Here is a 20,396-nt window from a genome sequence, read left to right as displayed (position 1 = left end):
AAAAGAGACCGGAAAAATTCCGGTCTCTTTTTATTTAGTTGCAATTTGACCACGTAACTCATCAGCATAGGCATTTAATTTCCGCAATCTGTGATTTACTCCGGACTTGGAAATTGGACCACCAGGAACTAATTCACCAAGCTCTTTTAAACTAACTTCTTGGTGCGCTAATCTTGTTTCCGCAATTTCCCGTAATTTATCTGGCAAACTTTCCAAACCAACTCGGGCCTCAATCAATTTAATATTCTCAATTTGTCTGGTTGAAGCATTGGCAATCTTATTCATATTGGCATTTTCACAATTAACCAAGCGATTGACTGAATTACGCATGTCACGAACAATCCGAATATTTTCAAATTGGAGCATTGAATTTGTTGCGCCAATCAGTGACATAAAATTAGCAATCTTTTCGGCTTCCTTAAGATAAACGATATATCCACTCCGTCGAGCTGTTGTTTGCGCATTTAGGCCAAACTGATTCATCATTTGTGCAATAATCTCATTATGTTCTTCGTATAAAGAATAAATCTCAAGATGATAACGGGAAGTTTCAGGATTATTCACCGATCCACCGGCTAAAAATGCACCACGTAAGTATGAGCGAACCATCCACTCATCCTTTAATAATTCTACGGGAACCTGCTCTTTTATCTGCATTCCCTGCAAAATCTTTAAGTCATCAAGAACCCGTTCTGCCGAATAACGCAACCGAACAATATATTGATTGTTCTTTTTCAGTTTCATTTTACGACGAACAACAATCTCACTTTCAACGTGGTAAAAGTCTTTCAGCAAAGAATAAATCCGGCGAGCGATTGCTGGATTTTCAGTCTGAATATTTAGTACTAGGTGGTGGTTACTAATTCCGATTGAACCATTCATCCTGATGAGGGCCATTAATTCGGCCTTGGCATTATCACGGTGAACCTTAATCGCTGTTAGCTCTTTTTTAACATCACTAGCATAGGACAAGGTTAAACACCTCCTAATCGTGAACTTCATGGAGGCGATTCATTAATTCATTAACAACCTTATCACGGTCATGAAATGCTCCATTATCCTTTAGCTGCAAGAAATTAGAACTAATTACCCGACATCCCTGCTTACGTAAGCCTTGGAAATCATGGCCAACAGGCTGGGAAATTTCATTCCATTCTTTAAAATCAATATAATTGTCAGGAACTGGTTCAATATTTACCAAAACAGTATTAATAAAGTTTTTACCAAGATGTCGGTTCAAGACACGAACATGATCGGCATCAGTAAAGTGGTCGGTTTCACCCTTTTGCGTCATGATATTACAGATATAGACAACTTCAGCTTTACTTTCACAAACGGCCTTAGCAACATCATGAATCATCAAATTAGGGAGAATACTGGTGAACAGGCTTCCTGGTCCCAAGACAATTTGATCCGCATTTTCAATTGCCTTAATTACTTCAGGAACAGCTTTAGCTTCGTGACCATCCTGATCATTTGATGGTGTTACCCATACCCGTTTAATTTGCTTATGGGCATGAGTGATTTCTGATTCGCCACTCAACGTTGAACCATCAGTAAATTCAGCGTTCAACGTTAATGGTTCGTCAGAAACGGGAAAAACATGTCCCCGAATTTCCATCATTCCTGAAAGTTCCTGGACAGCCTCAAAAATATCACCCTGCATTTCTGAAAGTGCGGAGATGATCAGGTTACCGATCGCGTGACCAGCTAGAAATTGGTCAGTCGTCTTAAAACGGTACTGAAAAATTTCCTGTTGAAGTTTTGGTAACTCGGAAAGGGCAACCAAAACATTCCGAATATCACCAGGTGGGACTACATTAATATAATTCCGTAAAATACCTGATGAACCACCATCATCAGCAACAGTAACTACTGCTGTGATGTCAGCATTTTGATCGCGTAATCCACGGAGAACAACCGGTAATCCGGTTCCACCCCCGATCACAACGATCTTTGGCTTATGAAACATATGATCCTTCCTCTACTGTTTATTCTGCTTTATCCACATCTCGATGGTGAACATTTACTTGGTAACCATCGTTTTTTAGATCTTCCGCAACCTTATTGGCAATTGTAACGGAGCGATGTTGTCCACCTGTACAACCAATTGCAATTGTAAGGCTGCTCTTCCCTTCACGGATATATCCGGGCATTGCTGTTTCTAACAGCGCCTTCAAATGACTGTAAAATTCCTTCGCCAATGGACTCTTCATCACATATTCTTGAACCGGAACGTCATTTCCAGTCAAATGTTTGAGCTCTGGAACATAGAAGGGGTTGGGGAGAAAACGAACATCAAGGACAATATCAGCATCTAACGGAATCCCATATTTAAACCCAAATGACATCACTTCAACGTAGAAGTTACTTCCTTCGCCGTGACCAAAAATCTTATTGATCCGCAATTTAAGGTTCCGCGGTGTCAAAGTTGTGGTATCAATCCGGACATCTGACTCGCTCTTTAAATTATTAAGGAGCTTTCGTTCAGCGGTTACCCCATCCAATAATCTTCCATGAGGAGACAACGGGTGCGAACGCCTTGTTTCCTTATAACGAGAAATCAGTTTATTATCATCTGCATCAAGAAAAAGAACGCTAACCTCAAGGTCCTTAAACTTCTTTAGTTCCTTAATTGCTGGTAATACCTGATCATAAAATCCCTGAGAACGGGAATCCATTACCATTGCAATTTTATCAAACTGACTGGCCTTCTTCATTACATCAACAAACTTCTCTGCTAAATTAGGTAACATATTATCAAACACAAAGTAACCTAAATCTTCAAAACTATGAACAGCAACTGTTTTACCGGCACCGCTCATCCCCGTGATAATAACCACTCGCATCTTTTTCTCCATTTTCTCCCCCTCTTTTCTACGCTTATACTTAGTCATTGTATCACAACGCCCCGGGCGTGTCTTTCAAAAAAGAGTGCGAGCCAGCAAAGGACTTGCGGAAGGCTAACAATTTCTCCTGACAACGGCGGCTTGCGCCTAGGAAGGAAGTTGCTAGTCCTAGCAAGTCTCTGGCGAGCAGATCTAGGCTCAGATGCCTAGAATTTAGGCGGAGATTCGGTCACGGTGAGCTAGATTTAGTAACAGTAGAACTGGCTTGCGCTTAGGAAGAAGGCAGCTCATACATAAAGAAAAAGTTCAGGACGATTTAAAATCGTTCTGAACTAATCTTAGTTATATGCTACTTTTTCTTCTCTTCAAGTTCCTTATCCCGTTCCAACATCTTCTTCAGATATTGCCCGGTATAACTTTCCTTAACTTCAGCAACTTCTTCGGGAGTCCCGGTAGCTACAACATAACCACCTGTATCCCCTCCCTCAGGGCCAAGATCAATTAACCAGTCAGCAGATTTAACGACATCAAGATCGTGTTCAATCACTAAAACAGTGTTCCCTGCATCGACGAGTCGCTGCAAAACTGCCAATAACCGTTTAATATCATCCATATGCAGTCCCGTCGTTGGTTCATCAAGAATATAGAAACTCTTCCCTCGTGATTGCCGGTGAAGTTCAGCGGCCAACTTCATTCGTTGGGCTTCACCACCTGAAAGCGTTGTTGCTGGTTGACCAAGAGTAACATAACCTAAACCAACATCTTCAATTGTTTGGAGTTTTCGCTTAATCTTTGGAATTGCACTGAAGAATTTCAATGCTTCGGAAACAGTCATATTTAAGACTTGTGAAATATTTTTTCCCTTGTACTCAACTTCAAGAGTTTCAGAATTGTAACGAGTACCATGACAAACCTCACACGGAACATAAACATCCGGTAAAAAGTTCATTTCAATCTTAATGATCCCGTCACCATGACACGCTTCACAACGACCACCCTTTACATTAAAGCTAAAGCGTCCTTTGTTGTAGCCGCGCATTTTTGCCTGGTTAGTCTGGGCAAAGAGTTCACGAATATCATCAAAAACACCGGTATAGGTAGCTGGATTACTCCGTGGTGTTCGGCCAATTGGGGACTGATCAATATCAATGATCTTTTCAATATTCTTAATTCCACTAATTGACTTATACTTTCCTGGCTTAGCTGAATTATTATTCAACTTTTGCGCTAAGATCCGTTTCAAGATCATATTAACCAGGGTCGATTTCCCTGAACCAGAAACACCAGTAACACAGATAAATTTACCAAGGGGAAAATCAACATCAATGTTCTTTAGGTTATTTTCGGCAGCACCTTTAAGGACTATGTGTTTTCCGTTACCTTCACGGCGTTCTTTAGGAACTTCAATCATCTTTTTTCCGGAAAGGTACTGACCGGTTAATGATTTTCGTGAACGCATAATTTGCTTAGGAGTTCCAGCGGCCATTACTTTTCCACCACTAGCCCCAGCTCCTGGTCCAATATCAACAATGTAATCGGCCGCACGCATAGTATCCTCATCGTGTTCAACAACGATAAGGGTATTTCCAAGATCACGCATTGCCTTTAATGAGGAAATTAGGCGATCGTTATCCCGCTGGTGTAACCCAATCGATGGTTCATCAAGAACGTACATTACACCAGAAAGGTTCGAACCGATCTGAGTAGCCAAACGAATTCGTTGAGCTTCCCCTCCAGAAAGTGTCCGCGCAGAACGACTAAGGGTTAGGTATTCAACACCAACATTTTTCATAAAGGTTAAGCGGTCTAAAATTTCCTTGAGGATTGGCCGAGCAATCTTCTCTTTTTGTTCAGAAAGCTTGATCCCCTCAAAGAACGAAATTGCCTCACTAATTGGTAATTCAGAAACTTCACCAATATTTTGACCAGCAATTTTTACGGCTAATGCCCGTTGATTAAGCCGGTACCCATGACAAGCTGGACATGGTAACTCTGTCATGTACTTTCGCATTTGCTCCCGGGTAAAGTCAGAATTAGTCTCCTTGTAGCGCCGCTTAACGTTGTTGATCACACCCTCAAATGGAACATCTACATCACGGACACCACCAAAGTCATTTTCGTAATGGAAGTGGAATGTTTTGTCTCCGTTACCATATAAGACTTGCCGTTGTTGCTTCTTTGGCAATTTATTAAATGGCGTATCCATGTCGATCCCGGCAGACTTACAGAATTGCTCAAGTAATTGTGGGTAATACTGTGAAGAAATCGGGTTCCACGGGATCATCGCCCCTTCTTGAAGCGTCTTTGTCCGGTCAGGAACCACTAGATCAACATCAACTTCAAGCTTTGAACCAAGTCCTTCACATTCTGGACAAGCTCCAATTGGCGCATTAAAGGAAAAGAGGCGGGACTCTAGCTCACCAACAGTGAAACCACAGATTGGACAAGCGTACTTTTCAGAAAACGGAATCGGTTCGCCACCAATTACATCTGCAATTGCATAACCATCACTTAGACGAAGGGCTGCTTCAAACGAATCAAACAGCCGGGAGCGAATTCCATCTTTAATAATAATCCGATCAATGACCACGTTAACGGTGTGCTTCTTATTCTTATCAAGCTCTGGAACTTCATCTAGTTCATAAGTTTCACCATCAACTTGAACTCGGACAAATCCTTCTTTCTTGATCTTCTCAAAAACCTTCTTTTGGGTTCCCCGCTTATCCCGGACAACTGGTGAAAGAATTTGCAGACGGGTCCGTTCGGGAAATTCCAATACCCGATCCACCATTTGGTCAGGTGATTGGCTACTAATCGGGATATGATCGTTTGGACAAATTGGTGTCCCAACCCGTGCCCAAAGTAGACGAAGGAAGTCGTTAATTTCCGTAACCGTCCCGACTGTTGAACGAGGGTTATGTGAAGTGGTTTTTTGATCAATTGAGATTGCCGGTGAAAGACCATCAATTGAGTCAACATCTGGCTTATCCATTTGTCCTAAGAACTGCCGGGCATAGGCAGACAAACTCTCAACATAGCGTCGTTGTCCTTCAGCATATAGGGTATCAAAGGCTAAAGAACTCTTTCCCGAACCAGATAAACCAGTAATAACAACAAGCTTATTTTTTGGAATTTTTACATCAATATTCTTTAAATTATGTGCCCGCGCACCATGAATAATAATCTTATCGTTTGCCACGGATAACTCACTCCCCCTTATTATTTTTTACTATGCTTTACTTTTTTAGTTTTCTTTCCTGTCATCTGTGCCTTTAATTCCATTACCGTATCACGGAGAGTTGCTGCTTGCTCAAAGTCAAGGCGTTTGGCAGCTGCCCGCATTTGTTCGGTTAGCTCTTCAATCATCTTAGTTTGATCATCACGTGAAAGTTTTGCAAAGTCCTTACTTGTAAATTCAGTACTATCGGCCTTCTTACCACTATCCTCAGTCTTAGTAGTTGATGAAATAGCTTCTTGAATTGGCTTAATGATGGTCTTCGGTGTAATACCATGTTTCTTATTATAAGCCATCTGGATTTCCCGACGTCGCTTCGTTTCATCAATTGCTTTTTGCATTGAATCCGTAACCGTATCAGCATACATAATTACTGAGCCATTAGCATTCCGGGCAGCCCGACCAATCGTTTGGATCAAGGAACGTTCATTCCGTAAAAATCCTTCCTTATCAGCATCAAGAATTGCTACAAGAGATACTTCTGGAACATCAAGTCCCTCCCGCAAAAGGTTAATCCCTACCAGGACATCAAACTTACCAAGACGAAGATCACGGATAATCTGGGTCCGCTCTAAGGTTTTAATATCACTATGAAGGTACTTTACCTTTAATCCAAGATCCTTGAGATAATCCGTTAAGTCCTCTGACATTTTCTTGGTTAAAGTAGTTACAAAGACCCGCTCATGCTTTTCAATCCGCTTATTAATTTCACCAACTAAGTCATCAATTTGCCCCATTACTGGCCGAACTTCAATCGTCGGATCAAGCAAGCCAGTTGGCCGAATAATTTGTTGGACAACGTGATCAGTTTGTTCCATCTCATATGGACCCGGTGTAGCAGACATGTAGACAACCTGATTAACGTGCTTCTCAAACTCTGCCAATTTTAATGGCCGGTTATCAAGCGCACTTGGTAAACGGAATCCATAATCAATTAACATCTGTTTTCGTGCCCGATCCCCATTGTACATTCCCCGGACCTGAGGCATCGTTTGGTGAGATTCATCAACTACTAACAGAAAGTCCTTGGGAAAGAAGTCCAATAGTGTATACGGTGGTTCACCAGGCTTGCGTCCATCCATATACCGTGAATAGTTTTCGATTCCGTTACAGTAGCCCATTTCACGAAGCATCTCAATATCATAGGTTGTCCGTTGCTGAATTCGTTCAGCTTCAAGCAACTTTCCTTCATTTGTAAACTTCTTAACCTGCTTTTTCATATCGTTTTCGATCTGTGGAAGAGCCCGGTCCATAATTTCCTCACTGGTTAAAAAGTGGGTCGCCGGGAAGATTGATATATGTTCCCGATCCCCAATCACTTCACCAGTAAGGGCATCAACTTCACGAATCCGATCAATCTCGTCACCAAAAAATTCGATTCGTAGCGCCTTATCTTCTCGTGATGCCGGGAAAACTTCAACAACGTCCCCATGAACCCGGAAACGCCCCCGTTGAAAGTCAATATCATTTCGTTCAAACTGGATATTAACCAATTCTCTCAGTAATTGATCCCGTTCAATCTCTTGACCAACCCGCAACGAAACAACGTGGTTATGGTATTCACTTGGGTCCCCAAGTCCAAAGATACTAGAAACTGAAGCAACAACAATCACATCGTCACGTTCCATTAGCGAACTAGTTGCTGAGTGACGAAGTTCATCAATTTCATCATTAATTGAAGCATCCTTTTCAATATAGGTATCACTTGAAGGCACATATGCTTCTGGTTGGTAATAATCATAGTAGGAAACAAAGTATTCAACCGCATTGTGGGGAAAGAACTTCTTCATTTCACTGTATAGTTGACCTGCCAACGTCTTATTGTGAGACAAAATTAACGTTGGCTTATTTACATTTGCAATTACGTTGGAGATCGTAAAAGTCTTCCCAGTCCCAGTTGCCCCTAGTAGGATTTGCGACTTTTCTCCCTTTTCGATTCCAGTCGTTAATTCTTTAATTGCCTCTGGTTGATCACCAGTAGGTTGATAGTCAGAAACTAATTCAAAATTTTTATGAGGTTGGCGATATATCACAAGTAATCCTCCTCAGTACCTGAAAATGGAAGGCAACAATTTATCTCTGCTACCTTCCGTCTCAATGGTTACAATTATCCTCTTTAGTTTATCACCAGAACATGTATTCGTCTATCTATATGAAATGCTCAATTTGTCTTATTATAAAACAACAAATCAACGGAAATTAACTTTATCTTAATCCTGATTAGACATGGTTGAATCATAATTTTCCTCTCCGTATAATAGTAATGTTTAAATTTCACAAAAGAGAAAGTTGGAGATCAATGTTTAGTAGTTTAAAGCAAAAACGGGAACTTCAATTGGGGAGTTTATTTGTTGTTCTCGCAATCATTTGCTTTTTAGGAACCGCAAGTCAGTTGCTCACCCACCTGCAAGAAGCAACCTTACCCTTTATATTATGGTGGATTTTAAAAACATTTATTAGTACGACCGTATTATGGGTCCCAATCGCAATTGGGGCTAACCAACACCAAGGGCGATTTAATCGCCAAATTGCGGTATTAACCTTATGGATCGTCGGGGCAATTACCTTTACCTGGGCAAAGTTTACAACCCAACCAATAATTACCTCAGCCCAGCCATCTCCCGAACTCTACGTTGTCCAGCAGGTATTCATCACCTGGCTCATTTGTAGTGACTTTTACCTTTTCGCACACCCACTACAAAAGTTTTGCCATCGCTGGTCAACAGTTACCCGTCGACACTGGCTAATTGGGTTTTCATTTATTTTCTTGCTGATTAACCTTGTTAGTGGCTACGATGCCTTTGGTTTTCACCGGGGAACGAGTTTAATTTGGTTTATCTACCTTTTCGCACTTGGAGATTGGCTAGCAAATGATCGCGAATGGCTTAAGAAGTGGTCCAATGCTCGTTATTTCTTTTTAACAGTTATTAGTTTACTCTTTGCCGCCCTCATCACCTGGCTTAATATGAACCACGTTGACTATAGCCCCCACAGTGATTTGACTCCTGATACCCACTACCTATTAGGGATTAACCCGTATCAACCATTCTTACTTCTCACTTGTCTTATCATGACGGCGTGGTTCTTACGGACACAGGAGGAAAAACATGAAGATCAGCTTCTTCCTGTCATGGGACTCCTCCTCTTGAATTTTCTTGGGTTACCAATGCTTTTTACACCTTTACTATTACCTCAAGTAAGTTGGCAAGCAATAATTATCCTGGGAATTACGATTGTTGTTATTTTCAGTGCCATTATGATTCTTGTTAATTTCCTGGGAAATAAAATTAATTGGCAGTTAAACTATTGGAATCTTCTTCAAAGACTGAAGCACTTTAGCAAGCATTACTGGCCGGTCCTTTTAACTTACCTTATTCTTTGGGGAATTACGCTAGCCTCATTTGCGATTCTTTGGAATGGTAAATTTACTATGGTAGAGTGGATGCTTACCGAACGACCAAAAATTATCACGGTAAACGTCTTAATCATCTTTGCAATTGCCCTAATCTTGATGGCAATTACTAATCGCTGGTGGCTCAGTTCCGGAATCACAATAATCCTCTATCTTGGTTGGCTTGGTGCTTCTGTCCTAAAGATTGCTGCACGAAATGAGCCAATCATTCCGACTGACATTTCAACATTAACCGCTCCTGGAGAAATGCTTGGAATGGTTAACAAGTGGATAATTGCTTTTACATTAATTGCCATTATTGTTGCCCTCGTTGCTAGTTGGCAACTAGAAAAGCGCTATGGAAAGACTTGTCGTTTTAACCCAGCGATGCGAATCGTAATTGCTATCCTTTCCTGTATTTACCTTCTTAGTTTTAACTTAGCTAACCATAGTAATTCGATTGTTTATAAGCAATTACAAAATATTGATGACACTCCATATTTCTATTCTCAATTACGGGGCGCTAAAATGAATGGTACTCTTTTGCAGTTTGCCAATAATATCGATGTCCATGTGATGAGTAAACCTAAAGGATACTCACCAGCAACGATGGCGCACTTAGAAAAACGTTACGCAAAGATTGGCGCAGAAATTAATCGCAATCGAACCCATAATAGGGTTGGCAACCAAAACCTCGTGTTCGTTCTTAGCGAAAGTTATGCTGACCCGGCTAAAGTTCCCGGAATGAAAGTTAGTGGGGATCCGCTCCCTTACCTTCACCAATTAAAGAAACAAACTACTAGTGGATTAATGCTAAGTTCTGGTTATGGTGGTGGAACCGCAAATATGGAATACCAGGCATTAACTAGCCTTTCCATGGCTAACTTTTCGCCAACCTTACCGACTCCATATTCACAACTTGTTCCGTACCAAAAGCGGACTTTTACCATCAATAACCTCTTTAACTACAGTATTGGGATTCACCCCTTTACCGCTAACCTGTACAGTAGAAAAACTGTTTACAAGAAGTTTGGCTTTAACAAGTTCTATCATTTCGATGGTGGAGATAAACTTACTTACACCAATAAAATTCATAATAGTCCCCGAGTAAGTGATGATTCAGCTTATAAAGAGGTAACCCTCAACCTTAAGCGACAACCTTACGGTAAGTTTGTTCAATTAGCTACCATGCAAAATCACATGCCGTACGACCCAACATACTATGCTAAAAATAATTATCATGTTTCTGGTAAGGGCTTTAAGACTCCTGAACAGAAGGCGCAAATTGAAACTTATATTCAAGGGATCCATTATACCGATCAGGCATTGAAAGATTGGATCCATCAATTAGACAATCTAAATCAACCAACCACCGTCGTTTGGTACGGTGACCACCTTCCCGGGATTTATCACGGTCTGCCAATGGGAAAGTACGGTACCCAACTGCACGAAACTGATTACTTTATCTACAGCAATGCAGCTGCTCGCAAAATTAACCATAACCGTCTGACTTGGCAGCACCAGTTAGTTGGGCCAAATAACTTTGCTGCAATGGCCCTAGCTCAGATGGACGTCAAGGTTTCTCCATACTATGCTTTAATGACAGAAATTACAGAAAAGGTTCCAGCAAATTCTCTACCAACTAATGGAACCGCCAAGAATAATTCTGCCCACCAGGGAGGAATTGATTTCGTTAATGCTCAAGGTAAACATGTTAAACTCACGGTAAAGCAAAAGAAGCTTTTTCACGACTACCAACTAGTTCAATACGACTTAACTGCTGGTCATCATTATCTTTTAAAGAATTCATTCTTAAAACAAATAGCAAAATAAAAGCTAAAAAGACGTCCCAAACGATAATGTTTAAGACGTCTTTTTGTGTTCATTAGTTTTTGCTAGTGTTAGCAGCCATTGTTTATTTTTTACTGCAACACAGTCGAAATATGTTCGTCCTAACTTTCCTCAAGCTAACGACCTCCACCTCTGACGACAAGCTCGTCATTCGTTGGAGAAATCGTTAGCCACCGGAAAGTTTTAACGGACTCACACTCTTATTATTCCTCCGCAAATTCCTTTAATGCTTTTTCGAAGGAAGCAAGCTTGGTGTTAGCTTCATCGAGGGAAGGTGCACTGGTACCAATGTAGAACTTCAGCTTTGGTTCAGTACCAGATGGACGAATAGCAATCCAGGTTTCATCATCAAGAATATAACGAAGAACGTTTGATTCAGGGATTCCTAATTCGCTAACTTGACCATCAGCAGTAGTCTTTGTTCCCTTAGAGAAGTCTTCAGTAACAGTTACTTTATGACCAGCAAATTCGGTTGGTGCTTCTTCACGGAACTTCTTCATCAAGGCTTGAATCTTAGCTGGGCCATCAACACCTGGGTACATGTTAGCAACTGTCTTTTCACGGAAGTAACCATACTTCTTGAATAATTCTTGAAGGCCATCATACAATGTCATGTTCCGGCTTCTGTAGTAAGCGGCAACTTCAGCTAAGAGAGTCAATGATTGGATAGCATCCTTATCACGAACAAATGGCTTAATAAGGTAGCCATAACTTTCTTCAAAGCCAAACATGAAGGTGTGATCAGCCTTACCAGTTTCGTATTGGTGGATTTGATCAGCAATCCACTTGAAACCAGTTAAGACGTTGATCATCTTCACACCGTAGCTTTCAGCAATTTTAGCGGCAAAGTTTGTTGAAACGATTGACTTTACAGCCGCTGCGTTCTTTGGTAAAGTTCCTGCTTGCTTGTGAGCTTCAAGGATGTAAGCCAACATAATTGATGCAATTTGGTTACCAGTCAACAATTGGTATTCACCATTAGGTTGACGGACGGCACAACCAAGACGATCGGCATCTGGGTCAGTAGCAATCAAAACATCCGCATCAATTTCTTTTCCTAACTTAATTGAACGAACAAATGCTTCTGGAAATTCTGGGTTTGGGTGTTCCAAACCAGGGAAGTCACCATTTGGTTGAGCTTCTGTAGGTTCAATAGTGAAGTTAGTGAAGCCAGCTTGACGCAATGCTCGTTCACCAAGCATCCGTCCTGTACCACATAATGGGGTGAAGACAAACTTCATGTCTTTACCATATTCCTTAGCAAGTTCAGGGTTAACGGTAACACTCTTTGCATTAGCCAAGTATGCAGCATCAACATCTTCACCAATGATCGTTTCGATCCCATTGTCTAACATTTCTTGTTCATCAGCTAATTTGATGTCAAAAATATCGGTAATCTTCCGGATGTAGCCAGTCATCATGTCTGATTCCTTTGGTGGCATTTGTCCACCATCTTCACCGTAAATCTTGTAACCGTTATATTCCTTTGGATTATGACTAGCAGTAATCATGATCCCAGCATAGGTGTGTAAGTGACGAACGGCAAATGACAATTCTGGTGTTGGCCGTAAGTTATCGTAAATGTATACCTTAATACCGTGAGCACCTAATACTCGTGCTGAATCATGGGCAAATTGGCGTGAATTGTGACGTGAATCATAACTAATCGCAACTCCACGATTCTTAATTTCATCACCTAAGGAATCCATTAACGTTGCCAAACCTTCAGTTGCTTGACGAACAGTATAAACATTCATCCTGTTAATACCAGGACCCATTAGTCCCCGCATTCCGGCAGTACCAAAAGACATTGGTGCGTAAAATGCATCCTCAATTTCCTTATCGTCATGCATTGCATCTAATTCTTTTTTCAAGTTTGGTTCGAGATCAGTCCGTTCTTTCCAAACTTGATAAGTATCTTTCCAGCTCATCAAAATTGCTCCTTTGTATCTCATAATCTGCTACCAGTATAACTCATTATAGGCTAGCTGTGTTCGTTTACTTTGTTGTTTTACTAAAGTTTTACTAGAAGCATTAAAAAGGACCAGGCAACCTCTGCCTCGTCCTCAATAATTATTATAATGATTGAATATATTGGTAAACCTGTTGACCAGCGATCGAACCATCACCAACAGCAGTGGCAATTTGACGCAATGGGGTTTCACGTACATCACCAACAGCAAAAATACCTGGAATCTTCGTCTTCATCGTGTTATCCGTCTTGATCCAGCCAGCATCATCAGTAATTCCTAATGAAGTAAACTGTTTAGTCATCGGAACATTACCAACGTAAATAAAGATCCCATCCGCTGGCATTTCACCATCTTCACCAGTCTTATTATTATGAGTCTTAACACCAGTAACTTTAGCATCATCACCAACGATTTCCGTCACACTAGTATTAAAGACAAACTTCATTTTATTATTCTTCATCGCTTCATCTTGAAGGAGTGGTTGAGCACGGAGTTTATCTCCCCGGACCAACACTGTTACTTGAGAAGCGAGGTTGGCAAGGTACATCCCCTCTTCAACAGCAGAATCACCACCACCAACAACAATGAGTGGCTTATCTCTAAAGAAAGCTCCATCACAAACAGCACAATATGAAACACCCCGGCCACTAAATTCATCTTCACCGGGCACATTCAAGTGACGTTGTTCAGAACCAGTTGCAATTACAATTGCCTTAGCGACAAAGTGATCGTCCATATCAGTGGAAACATTCTTAGTTCCATCATCGTTAACTTCAATCTTTGTGACAGTCCCGTAGGCATATTCAGCTCCAAATTGGATCGAGCCATCATACATTTGTTGAGCTAGCTCAGGGCCCTTAATGCTCTTAAAGCCAGTATAATTTTCGATTGTTGCGGTGTTATTTAAATTACCACCGTAGATTCCCCGATCAAGCATCAAGACGGATAAATTAGCCCGTGAGGCGTACATGGCAGCTGTCATTCCTCCCGGACCAGCACCGATTACTACTACATCATAATGGTCCTTATTAGCCATTTAAAGACCCTCCTTAGTACAGTTGATTACTAATCATAATAACTTGTTTCGCCACTATTGTCTATCCTCTAGCTTACTATTGATAAGTTAGCAAAAACTGCTATTAAGTCAAAACATGTTCGCAGGAAAGAGCCTTAAAGACAACAAACTCCCTCTCAGATGCTTTCAGCATCTAATCGGGAGTTTGTATGTAACCAAGTCGAAATACGTTCACCGCGACCGTCACCTCCGTCTAAATAGTCCAGACTTGATTGTAAACAATCATCGTCTGGACTTTCTTAGTACTCGGTGACTAGTTCGTCGCGGTTCACGTTCTATTTTTACTTCTTCTTTTCGTCCTCAGCTACGAATTTGGTACCGAGGTCTTTAATGTATTGACGTAATTCATCCTTAACTTGTGGATGCTTTAGACCATATTCAATATTAGTCTTAACCCAACCAAACTTATTACCAACGTCATAACGGTCACCCATGTATTGACGTGCAAAGACACGTTGAGTTTGGTTAAGGGTATCAATTGCATCCGTTAATTGGATTTCGCCACCCTTACCAGGCTTAGTCTTGGCCAAAACATCAAAAATTTCTGGAGTAAAGACATAACGGCCAATAATCGCTAAGTCACTTGGCGCCTTCTTTGGTTCTGGCTTTTCAACAAAGCTTGTAACGTTAAAGAGGCCTGGTGTAACTTCCTTACTTGGGTTGATAACACCGTACTTAGCGGTATCTTCGTGCGGTACACGCATAACAGCAAGGGTGGATGCACCTGTTTGTTCGTAACTATCAATTAATTGCTTAGTTAATGGTTCACCATCATTATTAATGTTATTCAAATCATCACCGAGCATTACAACAAATGGTTCATCACCAATAAAGTCACGAGCAGTCAAAACAGCATCCCCAAGGCCACGTGGATGTGATTGCCGAATGAAGTAAATGTTAATGTCAGTGGTCTCTTCAACTAACTTCAACATTTCATCCTTATGCTTTGCCCGTAAGTTATCTTCCAGCTCTGGATTAGAGTCGAAGTGGTCTTCAATTGACCGCTTGTTCTTGCCGTCAACAACGACAATGTCTTCAATTCCCGACTTGCGAGCTTCTTCAACAATAAATTGAATCGTTGGCTTATCAACGATTGGTAGCATTTCCTTTGCTAATGCCTTTGTTGCCGGAAGAAAACGAGTCCCCAAACCAGCAGCAGGAATAATTGCTTTACGTACGCGTTTCATAATAATAAACCCTTTCCACGAGATTTTTTAATTCTCAATCTCCACTGTAAGCATTTTACCATAATTATTCAATTTCTGAAGTAAGATCTCGACTCATCAATTGAGAAATTGCATTCTTAATGTCCTCCCCCTCATAAAGGACACGGTATAGTGCATCAGTGATTGGCATCTTAACTTGTCGTTTTAAGCTTAATTCATGGGCGGCCTTAGTAGTGTATACCCCTTCAATTACCATTCCCATGTGCTCAATTACATCATCAAGCTTTCTTCCTTGCCCTAATTGGTAACCAGCACGCCAATTCCGCGAGTTCTTACTAGTTGCAGTTACGACTAGATCACCAACTCCTGACAAACCAATAAACGTCATTGGGTTAGCGCCAAAAGCTACACCAAGGCGCCGAATTTCAGCTAGTCCCCGAGTAATTAAAGCAGCTCGGGCATTATCATGGTAGCCAAGTCCTTGAAGAGCACCTGCACCGATTGCAATGATGTTCTTTAAGGCAGCCCCGAATTCCGCACCAATCACGTCATTGTTGGTGTAAACACGGAAGTAATTATTACTAAAAATTTTCTGAATCCGTGCAGCATCATTTAAGTTAGCACAAGCGGCAGTAACAGCAGTCATATCTTTAATTGCAACATCCTCAGCATGACTTGGCCCAGAGAGTACCACAATATCTTGACGGTTCTCTTCATTAATTTCTTCCATTAACATCTCTGAAGGGCGCTTATAAGTATTTTGCTCTAACCCTTTAGTCGCGTGAACGATTAATGGCCGCTGATGGTTCTTTTCCAAGATTGTATTAAGTTGACTTGCCACCTGGCGAATCCCCTTTGTTGGGATAACAATTAAAATAATTTCAGCACCCTTAACGGCTTCCTCCATATCCGAGGTTGCTACTAACTTATCTGAATAAACAAAGTCCTTCATGTAGTGAGGGTTAACGTGTTCATTATTTAATTGATCAACTTGTTCCTGATTACGGGACCATAATTTAACATTATGACCATTTTCCACTAGCATATTTGCTAGCGTACTTCCCCACGAACCTGCTCCTAAAACTGCAATTTGTTCAGCCATAGCCATTCTCCTTTATAACAAATAAAATTATTGATTTACATACCACGGAAGATTTGTCCGCTGCCGTCTAGCAATTAAAATAATCAATGCCGCAACAAAAAAAATTAATGATAGTACTTGTGATACCCGAATGACACTTCCAATCATTAAGCTATCTGTCCGCATTCCTTCAATAAAGAATCGGCCAAATGAATACCACATCACATAGGTCAAGAAAACTTCTCCCCGTTTAAACAAGTGACGACGGTGACGTAACAGAAGTAACAATACAAACCCGGTTAAATCCCATAACGATTCATATAAAAAAGTTGGTACCCGGTAATGGTTCCCGATGTACATTTGATTAATGATCCATTCTGGAATATGTTGGCTAACTAAAGCTGCTCGAGTTGTAATCGCACCAAAAGCTTCCTGGTTCATAAAGTTGCCCCAACGACCAATTCCTTGAGCCATAATTAATGTTGGCGAAATCACATCCATCATCGTCCACATCGAAATTTGCCGCGCTCGACAAAAGAAGTAGAGGATTAAGACTCCACCAATAATCGCCCCATAGATTGCAATTCCGCCATCCCAGATCGCAATAATTTCTCCCGGATGTTGGGAATAGTATGACCATTGAAAGGCAACATAATAAAGACGTGCACAGACGATTGCCACTGGTAATGCCCATAAAAGGTAATCATAGAAGTAATCCTCATTAATCCCCCGTCGTTGACCTTCACGGACCGACAAGATTAAGGCAAGAACAACTCCAGTAGCAATGATGATCCCATACCAGTGAACCTGGATGGGACCAAAATTAAAGGCGATTGGATTAAGTGCCAGGGCAGTCAAACCTAAATTAGTCATTATCTTGCTTTTCCTTTGTATCGCGTGCTGAGTTTTGTTTGATTAACCTGTTTAGATTATCATCAAAGGTCTTGGTTGCATCATACCCCATCGTTTCGGCACGGTAGTTCATCGCAGCCGATTCAATGATAATTGCAAGATTTCGCCCAGTCTTAACCGGCACGGAAACTTTGGGAATGATTACTCCTTGGATAGTTTGGGTATCGCCCCGATCACCTAAACGATCAAACTGAACGTCTGGTGTCCAAGTTTCCAAATGGACAATCAGGTTAATAACGTCGCTCGGCATAATTGCCCCAGTTCCGTAAAGGGTCGAAACATCAATAATTCCGATTCCTCGAATTTCCATTAAGTGCTTCAAAATTGCTGGCGCAGTCCCAACAAGAGTCTGTTCATCCCGAGCATAAACTTCAACCCGGTCATCAGCAACTAAACGGTGTCCCCGTCGTACAAGCTCAAGGGCAGTTTCACTCTTTCCGACTCCCGAATCACCAGTAATTAACACTCCAACCCCGTTAATATCCACGAGAACCCCGTGAAGTGATTGACGTGGTGCTAACCGCCCTAGAAGGTAAGAGGTCATGTTACTTAAAATTTGGGAAGAGGTTAGGTGCGTACCCAAAATCGGAATCCTAGCATTCTTTGCAGCTACCTGTAATTCTTCAGGGATCGGTAAGTTAGTTGAGATAACAAAACATGGTGTTTGTGGTGCACACATTTTTGTTAAGTACTTTTCCCGTTTCTCATGAGTTAGGTCCTTTGCAAAGGATGTTTCAGTAATTCCCAATAATTGAATCCGCATTGCAGGATAATGCCTAAAGTAGCCAGCAAATTCAAGGGCTGGTCGCGAAATATCACTAGTAGTAATCGGACGTTGGAGGTATTCTTCTCCTTGCAAAACTTTTAAGCGAACGTTATCAACAAGTTCTTTTACGGTAACATGATCTGCCACTGTTCTCACTCCTTCACTAATTATTGATGTGATCAGAAATAATCACATTACAAATTGACATAATAATTGCAATCAACATTGCTGAGCCAAAGGATGAGAAGTGAAAATAAAACGAGCCAACAAAAGATGACGTTAATTGTAGCATCAAGGCATTAATCACAATACTAAACAATCCTAAGGTAAGCACATTAATGGGCAGCGATAATATCAACAAGATTGGCTTTACTAAAACATTTAATACCGCTAAGACAAGGCTTGCGAGTAAAGCAACTCCAACGCTATTGACATAAAACATCCCAGTATTTGAAAAGAGTCCGGCTAATGCAATAAAGAGAATTGTATCTATTATTACACGCTTGATAAATTCCATCTATGACCGTCCATTCTTCTTAATATCTTTTTCTTCGACATCTGTTAATTGCCGCCGTCCCTGCGAATCCTTTGTTTTTTGTGGCGTAGACGTTAAGTCAGAGAACGCCTTAAACAAGCCAGCAATTCCGGGATGAGCTGGATCCGGCGGAATAATTGCCAACAACACAATGTATACAATAACTCCAGGAAAGATTCCTGTAATTGCCGTAAACAAAATGTACGCAATCCGTAAGTAAAGTGGTTTGGTATTAAAATACTTAGCTAAACCACTTAGGACCCCAGCAAGCCAGCGATCATCATAAGATCGGGTTAACTTTTTTGACATAATTCATCCCTCCTAATAGCTTAATCTTACTGTGTTTTCTCGGTAACTGCAATCAGATTTACTGAGGATTTTTTTGACTTAACTTCCATTGGAGGTAGGCGTTAATGAATGGGTCTAAGTCGCCATCCATCACTGCCTGTCCATTATGGGTTTCATGACCACTTCGGTTATCCTTTACCAAAGTGTACGGGTGGAACACATATGAGCGAATTTGAGAACCCCAACCAATTTCAAGTTGTTCTCCCTCAATCTCAGCCCGCTTTTTAGCCTTCTTCTCTTCTTCCAATTCATAAAGTTTGGATTTTAACATATTCATCGCCGTAACCCGGTTTTGCAACTGGGACCGTTCTGCCTGAGATGAAGTAACAATTCCAGTTGGAATATGAGTAATCCGCACTGCTGATTCAGTTTTGTTAATATGCTGACCACCGGCACCACTAGAACGGAAAGTATCAACCCGGAGATCTGAAGGGTCAATATCAATGTTCACACTTTCATCGAGCTCCGGCATTACATCAACCGAAGCAAAAGACGTGTGTCGCCGCCCTGCCGCGTCAAATGGCGAAATGCGGACAAGACGGTGAACTCCCTTTTCACTTCGAAGGTAGCCAAAAGCATTATGTCCTTTAATCAATAGGGTAACACTCTTGATTCCGGCCTCATCTCCAGCTTCATAACTGGCAGTTTCAACCTTGAAGCCATGTTGTTCACCCCAACGAATGTACATCCGGAGGAGCATGGCACCCCAATCTTGGGCTTCCGTTCCTCCAGCACCCGGGTGAATTTCCAAAATAGTATTTTTAGCATCATATTCACCATCAAGTAACTGGTTAAGTCGGTACTGTTCAAGCTCCTTTTTCGTTTCTGTAAATGAGCTTTCAAACTCACTTTGGAGATCGGGATCAGGCTCTAGTTCAAGTAATTCGATCGATGTTTGTAAATTACCGATACTATCCCGTAATTTAACAAAATTATCCCGCTTATCCTTGAGTTCATTGTTAGCATTAATTACTTTCTGCGCAGCAACATTATCGTCCCAAAAGCCAGGTTCGGTCATCTTTTGTTCATTTTCCGCAATGCTTTCATCTAACGCATTTAGGTCAAAGAGACCTCCCGAAGCGGGCAACTTCATGTTGCATTGCTTCTACTTTTTTCTTTGCTTCACTAAGTTCCAAAATGGTTCCTCCATTATTAAATCAAAACGGTAACAGGTACCGCCTTAGGGCCACCTGCTACCGTACCTTGATAGTTAT

At 41.2% G+C, this 20,396-nt stretch carries 15 protein-coding genes; 1 reads left to right on the top strand and 14 read right to left on the bottom strand.

What is annotated here, in order from left to right:
- Window positions 1-30: 30 nt before the first annotated feature.
- The 5 genes from whiA to uvrB form a co-directional block, all read right to left on the bottom strand.
- Window positions 31-972 carry a DNA-binding protein WhiA gene (whiA, locus tag NFR46_RS04850; RefSeq protein WP_251575195.1) on the bottom strand — a complete coding sequence of 314 codons (942 nt, stop codon included), beginning with the start codon at window positions 970-972 and terminating at the stop codon, window positions 31-33.
- Between the two features lie 13 nt (window positions 973-985).
- Complete coding sequence (locus NFR46_RS04845; protein ID WP_251575191.1) at window positions 986-1,972, bottom strand: gluconeogenesis factor YvcK family protein; 987 nt, start codon at window positions 1,970-1,972, stop codon at window positions 986-988.
- Between the two features lie 19 nt (window positions 1,973-1,991).
- Window positions 1,992-2,861, bottom strand: a complete 870-nt coding sequence (gene rapZ / locus NFR46_RS04840) for an RNase adapter RapZ (protein WP_251575189.1) — start codon at window positions 2,859-2,861, stop codon at window positions 1,992-1,994.
- A 337-nt stretch (window positions 2,862-3,198) separates the two neighbouring features.
- Window positions 3,199-6,048: an excinuclease ABC subunit UvrA gene (gene uvrA, locus NFR46_RS04835; protein WP_251575187.1), complete on the bottom strand. Its 2,850-nt coding sequence runs from the start codon at window positions 6,046-6,048 to the stop codon at window positions 3,199-3,201.
- A gap of 20 nt (window positions 6,049-6,068) precedes the next feature.
- Window positions 6,069-8,117 (bottom strand): excinuclease ABC subunit UvrB, encoded by a 2,049-nt coding sequence (gene uvrB / locus NFR46_RS04830; RefSeq protein ID WP_251575185.1) that lies wholly within the window; start codon window positions 8,115-8,117, stop codon window positions 6,069-6,071.
- A gap of 266 nt (window positions 8,118-8,383) precedes the next feature.
- Here uvrB and NFR46_RS04825 point away from each other — a divergent pair, with 266 nt between their 5' ends.
- On the top strand, window positions 8,384-11,308 hold the full coding sequence (locus NFR46_RS04825) for an LTA synthase family protein (RefSeq protein ID WP_251575181.1): 2,925 nt from the start codon (window positions 8,384-8,386) through the stop codon (window positions 11,306-11,308).
- Window positions 11,309-11,529: 221 nt separating this feature from the next.
- On the opposite strand, the gene NFR46_RS04820 is transcribed toward NFR46_RS04825, so the two are convergent.
- The 9 genes from NFR46_RS04820 to prfB all read right to left on the bottom strand — a co-directional run bounded on the left by NFR46_RS04820 (window position 11,530) and on the right by prfB (window position 20,318).
- Window positions 11,530-13,257, bottom strand: coding sequence for a phospho-sugar mutase (locus NFR46_RS04820; protein WP_251575179.1), 1,728 nt, complete (start codon window positions 13,255-13,257; stop codon window positions 11,530-11,532).
- Window positions 13,258-13,402: 145 nt separating this feature from the next.
- Window positions 13,403-14,335, bottom strand: a complete 933-nt coding sequence (trxB, locus tag NFR46_RS04815) for a thioredoxin-disulfide reductase (RefSeq protein ID WP_251575177.1) — start codon at window positions 14,333-14,335, stop codon at window positions 13,403-13,405.
- A 320-nt stretch (window positions 14,336-14,655) separates the two neighbouring features.
- Window positions 14,656-15,561, bottom strand: a complete 906-nt coding sequence (galU, locus tag NFR46_RS04810; RefSeq protein WP_251575175.1) for a UTP--glucose-1-phosphate uridylyltransferase GalU — start codon at window positions 15,559-15,561, stop codon at window positions 14,656-14,658.
- 64 nt (window positions 15,562-15,625) lie between these two features.
- Window positions 15,626-16,642: an NAD(P)H-dependent glycerol-3-phosphate dehydrogenase gene (locus NFR46_RS04805; RefSeq protein WP_251575173.1), complete on the bottom strand. Its 1,017-nt coding sequence runs from the start codon at window positions 16,640-16,642 to the stop codon at window positions 15,626-15,628.
- 27 nt (window positions 16,643-16,669) lie between these two features.
- Window positions 16,670-17,494 carry a prolipoprotein diacylglyceryl transferase gene (gene lgt / locus NFR46_RS04800; protein WP_251575171.1) on the bottom strand — a complete coding sequence of 275 codons (825 nt, stop codon included), beginning with the start codon at window positions 17,492-17,494 and terminating at the stop codon, window positions 16,670-16,672.
- Complete coding sequence (gene hprK / locus NFR46_RS04795; RefSeq protein WP_251575169.1) at window positions 17,487-18,446, bottom strand: HPr(Ser) kinase/phosphatase; 960 nt, start codon at window positions 18,444-18,446, stop codon at window positions 17,487-17,489. Before hprK ends, lgt begins: the two co-directional genes overlap by 8 nt.
- Before the next feature lie 16 nt (window positions 18,447-18,462).
- Window positions 18,463-18,816, bottom strand: coding sequence for a phage holin family protein (locus NFR46_RS04790; protein ID WP_191684814.1), 354 nt, complete (start codon window positions 18,814-18,816; stop codon window positions 18,463-18,465).
- Window positions 18,817-19,143, bottom strand: coding sequence for a PspC domain-containing protein (locus tag NFR46_RS04785; protein ID WP_251575167.1), 327 nt, complete (start codon window positions 19,141-19,143; stop codon window positions 18,817-18,819).
- 58 nt (window positions 19,144-19,201) lie between these two features.
- Window positions 19,202-20,318, bottom strand: a protein-coding gene (gene prfB / locus NFR46_RS04780) for a peptide chain release factor 2 (protein WP_420908583.1) whose coding sequence is annotated in 2 segments (ribosomal slippage) — window positions 19,202-20,245 and window positions 20,247-20,318 — 1,116 coding nt in all. Because the reading frame shifts where the segments join, the coding sequence is not laid out codon by codon here.
- Window positions 20,319-20,396: the final 78 nt, after the last annotated feature.

Origin of the sequence: Limosilactobacillus agrestimuris (genome assembly GCF_943193105.1) — a bacterium.
Taxonomy (GTDB): Bacteria; Bacillota; Bacilli; order Lactobacillales; family Lactobacillaceae; genus Limosilactobacillus; species Limosilactobacillus agrestimuris.
Note: the sequence above shows the minus strand (reverse complement) of the source record. Positions and strands in the feature narration are given on the sequence as shown.